The sequence below is a fragment of the Kitasatospora sp. NPDC002543 genome (genome assembly GCF_053594915.1).
Genome location: NZ_JBSFWR010000017.1, coordinates 95,314 through 101,517, shown reverse-complemented (window position 1 = coordinate 101,517; position 6,204 = coordinate 95,314). Strand labels below are relative to the sequence as shown.

The window sequence follows — 6,204 nt, the reverse complement described above, 5'->3', positions numbered from 1 at the left end:
GGGCGAGCTGCGCTTCACCGCGGCCGGGGCCGAGGCCGAGCTGTCCTTCGGCAGTTCGGACGGCTACCGGGTGGTCCGGGAGACGGAGGAGCGCCCGTGCGACGGCATCTGTTCGGTATCAATTCGCCCAGGGCGTAGGGCAGACCTGGCGAAGAGGACGGAATCACGGGCCCGGCAGAGTACCGTCGGATAGCGAGACCGAGCGCCGTCGGCGTTGACGGTCCACAGCACCAGGCCCCGGAACCCTGCGGGGCCCCTGGCGAAGGGGAAGCACCTCGTGGCACGCATCGGAGACGGTGGCGACCTGCTCAAGTGCTCGTTCTGCGGCAAGTCGCAGAAGCAGGTGAAGAAGCTGATCGCCGGCCCAGGCGTGTACATCTGCGACGAGTGCATCGACCTGTGCAACGAGATCATCGAGGAGGAACTCGCCGAGACCTCCGAGGTGCGCTTCGAGGAACTCCCGAAGCCGCGCGAGATCTACGAGTTCCTGGACCAGTACGTCGTCGGCCAGGACCTCGCGAAGAAGGCGCTGTCGGTCGCCGTCTACAACCACTACAAGCGCGTCCAGGCGGGCGAGGCGGGCCGCAGCGGCGGCAACGGCCGCGAGGACGCCATCGAGCTGGCCAAGTCCAACATCCTGCTGCTGGGCCCCACCGGCTCCGGCAAGACGCTGCTCGCGCAGACCCTGGCCCGGATGCTGAACGTGCCGTTCGCGATCGCGGACGCCACCGCGCTGACCGAGGCCGGCTACGTCGGCGAGGACGTCGAGAACATCCTGCTCAAGCTGATCCAGGCGGCCGACTACGACGTCAAGAAGGCCGAGACCGGGATCATCTACATCGACGAGATCGACAAGGTCGCGCGCAAGAGCGAGAACCCGTCGATCACCCGGGACGTCTCCGGCGAGGGCGTGCAGCAGGCCCTGCTGAAGATCCTGGAGGGCACCACCGCCTCGGTGCCGCCGCAGGGCGGGCGCAAGCACCCGCACCAGGAGTTCATCCAGATCGACACCACCAACGTGCTGTTCATCGTCGGCGGCGCGTTCGCCGGCCTGGAGCGGATCATCGAGGGCCGCGCGGGTGCCAAGGGCATCGGCTTCGGCGCCAACATCCGCTCCAAGCGGGAGTCGGACGCCAGCGACCACTTCCGCCAGGTGATGCCCGAGGACCTGGTGAAGTTCGGCATGATCCCCGAGTTCATCGGCCGTCTGCCGGTGATCACCAGCGTGCACAACCTGGACCGCGAGGCGCTGCTCCAGATCCTCACCGAGCCGCGCAACGCGCTGGTCAAGCAGTACCGCAAGCTGTTCGAACTGGACGGCGTGGAGCTGGAGTTCTCCCGGGACGCGCTGGAGGCGATCGCCGACCAGGCGATCCTGCGGGGCACCGGCGCGCGCGGGCTGCGGGCCATCATGGAGGAGGTGCTGATGTCCGTGATGTACGAGGTCCCCTCGCGCCAGGACGTCGCCCGCGTGGTGGTCACCGGGGACGTCGTCTCCAAGCACGCCATCCCCACCCTGGTGCCGCGCGACATGATCAAGCGCGAGCGCCGGGACAAGAGCGCCTGAGCCGAGGCCTTCGCACGGAAGGGGCCCCGTACCGGATCCGGTACGGGGCCCCTTCCGCGCGCCGTGCTACTTGGCGACGACCATGCCGTCGCGGATCGCCCGGGTCTTGTCGGCGGCCTGCGACAGGGTGGTCTCCTGGCCGCCGGCGACGCCGCTGCTGTTCAGGGTCACCTTGCTGAAGGTGACCCGCCCGGTGGTGGAGCGGTCCGCCCACACGCAGACCGTCGGGCCGGGCTTGCCCGTGAAGCCGATCACGCCGCAGGAGAGCTTCGCCGAGGAGTTCCGGGCGTCGCGGGCCGGGAACTCCGTCAGCGGGGTGGTCCAGACGGTCTCGCCGCTGCTCTTCTTGGCGTCGTCGACGATCTGCGCGGGGTCGTTGAGCTGCCCGTAGACCCCGAGCACGGTGAAGGTGTCGGTGTCGGCGCCCCGGCTGTAGCTGGCCGCGATCACGTGGAGGTCCTTGCCGAACCGGCCGGCCTCCGAGTTGGTCGGCTCGACGGCCTTCTCCTCGGTGGACTTCTGGGAGTAGCCGTCCGCGAGGGTCTGCGGCGCGGTCATCCTGTACCGGCCGCCCTTGTCGCCGCCGTCGCCGAGGAACTTCCAGGCGGCGAAGCCTCCGCCGCCCAGCACCAGCGCGCCGATCACCAGCCCGACGACCAGCCCGCCCCTGCGCCTGGGCGGCTGCGGGGGCGGCGGGTAGCCCGGCCGGCCGTACGGCGCCTGGGGCGGTACGCCGTAGGGCTGCGGGGGAGGGCCGAAGGGCTGGGCGGGCGCGCCGTACGGCTGCTGCGGCTGGCCGTACGGGGGCTGGCCGTACTGGGGCGGGGGAGCGCCGTAGGGCTGGGGTGCCCCGTAGGGCTGCTGCGGTGGCGGGCCGTACGGCGGCTGCCCCCCGTACGGCTGCGGCTGTCCCTGCGGGTACTGCTGTCCCTGGCCGTACATCAGCGTCCGTGCTCCCCCGCCGCACCCGCGGCCTGTCGTGGTGTCCCGTCGTTCCCCGCCCGTCCGGGCCTGCGGACGGGTGCCCGGGCACGCTACCGCACGGTGCCGGACGGGGGCCCGCCCGGGCACGGCCGCTCCGCGCCGTCACGCGGTTCGTGGCCCTCCCCCCGGTTACGTAAACTGTGCGTCGTGACCGACACGACGAACCAGCGCCCCGTGAGCACCTTTGCCGGGGACGAAGCAGCAACCCTCCCGACGACCTACACCCCCGCGGACGTAGAGGGCGAGCTGTACGAGCGCTGGGTGGAGCGTGGGTACTTCACCGCGGACGCGAAGAGCGACAAGCCCGCGTACACGATCGTCATCCCCCCGCCGAACGTCACCGGTGTCCTGCACCTGGGCCACGCCTTCCAGCACACGCTGATGGACGCGCTGACCCGCCGCAAGCGCATGCAGGGCTTCGAGGCGCTCTGGCTGCCCGGCATGGACCACGCCGGCATCGCCACCCAGAACAAGGTCGAGCAGCAGCTCGCCGAGGACGGCCTGTCCCGCCACGACCTGGGCCGCGAGGCCTTCGTCGAGAAGGTCTGGGAGTGGAAGAAGAGCTACGGCGGCCGCATCCTCGGCCAGATGCGCCGCCTCGGCGACGGCGTGGACTGGTCGCGCGAGCGCTTCACCATGGACGAGGGCCTGTCCCAGGCCGTCCAGACCATCTTCAAGCGGCTCTTCGACGACGGCCTGATCTACCGCGCCGAGCGCATCATCAACTGGTGCCCGCGCTGCCTCACCGCGCTGTCGGACATCGAGGTGGAGCACGAGGAGGTGCCGGGCGAGCTGGTCTCGATCCGCTACGGCGAGGGCGACGACTCGATCATCGTCGCCACCACCCGGGCCGAGACGATGCTGGGCGACACCGCGGTGGCCGTCCACCCCGAGGACGAGCGCTACAAGCACCTCGTCGGCCGGACCATCAAGCTGCCGCTGACCGACCGTGAGATCCCGGTCGTCGCCGACGAGCACGTCGACCCGGAGTTCGGCACCGGCGCCGTCAAGGTGACGCCGGCGCACGACCCGAACGACTTCGCCATCGGCCAGCGCCACGGCCTGCCCAACCTGTCGGTCATGGACGAGTGCGGTGCGATCACCGTGCACGGCCCGTTCCTCGGCATGGACCGGCTGGCGGCCCGCTCGGCCGTCGTCGGCGCGCTGCGCGAGCAGGGCCGGATCGTCGCCGAGAAGCGTCCGTACATGCACGCGGTGGGCCACTGCTCGCGCTGCCACACCGTGGTCGAGCCGCGGCTGTCGCTGCAGTGGTGGGTCAAGGTCGAGCCGCTGGCCAAGGCCGCCGGCGACGCCGTCCGCGACGGCAAGGTGGAGATCCACCCGAAGGAGCTGGAGCGCCGCTACTTCGACTGGGTCGACAACATGTACGACTGGTGCATCTCGCGCCAGCTCTGGTGGGGCCACCGGATCCCGGTCTGGTACGGCCCCGACGGCGAGGTCGTCTGCGTCGGTCCGGACGAGCAGCCGCCGACCGGCGAGGGCTGGGTGCAGGACCCGGACGTCCTGGACACCTGGTTCTCCTCGGGCCTGTGGCCGTTCTCCACGCTCGGCTGGCCGGAGCGGACCGCCGACCTGGAGAAGTTCTACCCGACCGACGTCCTGGTGACGGGCCACGACATCATCTTCTTCTGGGTCGCCCGGATGATGATGTTCGGCCTGTACGCGATGGACGGCGAGGCGCCGTTCAAGACCGTCGCCCTGACGGGCCTGGTGCGCGACGAGTTCGGCAAGAAGATGTCGAAGTCCTCCGGCACCGCGGTCGACCCGCTGGACTGGATGGACGCCTACGGTGCCGACGCCGTCCGCTTCACCCTGGCCCGCGGCGCCAACCCGGGCGCCGACGTGCCGATCGGCGAGGACTGGGTCAAGGGCTCGCGCAACTTCTGCAACAAGGTCTGGAACGCCACCCGCTTCGCGCTGATGAACGGCGCCACCGTCGAGGGCCCGCTGCCCGCGCCGGAGGAGCTGACCGCGGTGGACCGCTGGATCCTGTCGCGGCTGAACGCCACCGTCGCCGAGGTGGACGGGCTGTACGAGGACTTCCAGTTCGCCAAGGCCACGGACGCGCTGTACCACTTCGCCTGGGACGAGGTCTTCGACTGGTACGTCGAGCTCTCCAAGACCACCCTGGCCAAGGGCGGCCCGCAGGCGGACGCCTCGCGCCGCGTGCTCGGCGAGGTCCTGGACGTCACGCTGCGGCTGCTGCACCCGGTCGTCCCGTTCGTCACCGAGGCGCTGTGGACCACGCTCACCGGCGCCGAGTCGCTGGTCGTGTCCGAGTGGCCGAAGGACAGCGGCTACCGTGACGCGGCCGCCGAGTCGGAGATCGCCACGCTCCAGCAGGTGGTCACCGAGGTCCGCCGCTTCCGTTCGGACCAGGGCCTGCAGCCCGCGCAGCGCGTCCCGGCCCAGCTGGAGCTGGCCGGCACCGTGCTGGCCGTCCACGAGGACGCGATCCGCTCGCTGCTGCGGCTGACCGCCCCGGAGGAGGGCTTCGCGGCCACCGCCTCCCTGCCGGTCGCTGGTGCCACCGTCTCGCTGGACCTCTCCGGCACCATCGACGTCGCGGCCGAGCGCAAGCGCCTGGCCAAGGACCTCGCGGCGGCCGAGAAGGAGAAGGCCCAGACCACCGCCAAGCTCGGCAACGAGGCGTTCCTCGCCAAGGCGCCGGACGAGGTGGTCGCCAAGATCCGCGGCCGTCAGGAGGCCGCCGAGGCCGACATCGCCCGGATCACCGTCCAGCTCGCGGCGCTGCCGCAGGGCTGAGCCCGGCCGGTCCCCGAGGGGCCGCACACCGCGACACGCGGGGTGCGGCCCCTCGGGCGTTTTCGCGGCGCTCCGGTTCGGCGATGGTGCCGGGTCCGGGTTTTTCCTACGCCTAATAGCCCAGCAACATTGCTCCCTTCCGGCGAATTATCATCCTGCGACCGGGTGAGGTCCTATTCCGAGCGAATTGATTCCGGTCTTGCCCGCGCGGGTTCGCGGAAGTTTGCAGGTCCGCTGTGTACCGTGTGCACGGAGTTTCCGAATGGGTGTTTCTGCTGAGCGTTCCTGCTGAGCGACGGACGGGAGGGCATGGCGTGGTGGTGACCGAGGAATTGGCCGACGAACTGCCTGCCGAGGCGGTCGAGGAGGCCAAGGCCAGGGCGGCGACCCTGCTGCTCGCGTTCCGGCACGGCAACCAGGTCGCTTTCGACCACGAGCTGGACCTGCTGCTCGCCGAGCACGCCGAACGCGAGGTGACCACCCTGCTCGCCTGGATCGCCGCCGAGGCCGTCCGCAAGGCGTACGCCCCCGAGGTCGGCGACCGGGTGCTGCGGGCGATGGCCCGGCGCGCCCCGGACGACACCGGCGCGGTCGAGGTCGACGAGGAGACCGCGAACGCGGCCCGGCTGATCGAGGCGGTGGCGGCCGGCGAGGTGGCCGAGGTCCGCGGACTGGTGGCGGCGACGCCCGACACCACCTTCCTGCTCGGTGGCCTGCTGCAGGGCGTCGCGATGATGCTCCCGCTGCTGCCCGACGGCGAACTGTCCGAGATCACCGCCGAGTTGCGCCGTCGGCACGGCGGAGCCGCGCACGTGCCGGAGGCCCGGGCCGGGGTCTGAACCCGGGCCTCCGGCGGGCCGGTCGCG

General features: G+C 71.0%; 4 protein-coding genes. 3 read left to right on the top strand and 1 reads right to left on the bottom strand.

Going from position 1 to position 6,204, the window contains the following annotated elements; genetic code table 11:
• The first annotated feature begins 277 nt into the window (after window positions 1-277).
• Complete coding sequence (gene clpX / locus ACWD4P_RS10740; protein ID WP_030058268.1) at window positions 278-1,567, top strand: ATP-dependent Clp protease ATP-binding subunit ClpX; 1,290 nt, start codon at window positions 278-280, stop codon at window positions 1,565-1,567.
• A gap of 66 nt (window positions 1,568-1,633) precedes the next feature.
• On the opposite strand, the gene ACWD4P_RS10735 is transcribed toward clpX, so the two are convergent.
• Window positions 1,634-2,509 carry a hypothetical protein gene (locus tag ACWD4P_RS10735; RefSeq protein WP_449779359.1) on the bottom strand — a complete coding sequence of 292 codons (876 nt, stop codon included), beginning with the start codon at window positions 2,507-2,509 and terminating at the stop codon, window positions 1,634-1,636.
• 189 nt (window positions 2,510-2,698) lie between these two features.
• On the opposite strand from ACWD4P_RS10735, the gene ACWD4P_RS10730 reads away from it, so the two are divergent.
• Together ACWD4P_RS10730 and ACWD4P_RS10725 are read left to right on the top strand one after the other, a co-directional pair.
• Window positions 2,699-5,338: a valine--tRNA ligase gene (locus tag ACWD4P_RS10730; protein ID WP_449779358.1), complete on the top strand. Its 2,640-nt coding sequence runs from the start codon at window positions 2,699-2,701 to the stop codon at window positions 5,336-5,338.
• A gap of 320 nt (window positions 5,339-5,658) precedes the next feature.
• Entirely contained in the window at window positions 5,659-6,177 is a 519-nt protein-coding gene (locus ACWD4P_RS10725; RefSeq protein WP_359819876.1) for a hypothetical protein, read from the top strand.
• Window positions 6,178-6,204: the final 27 nt, after the last annotated feature.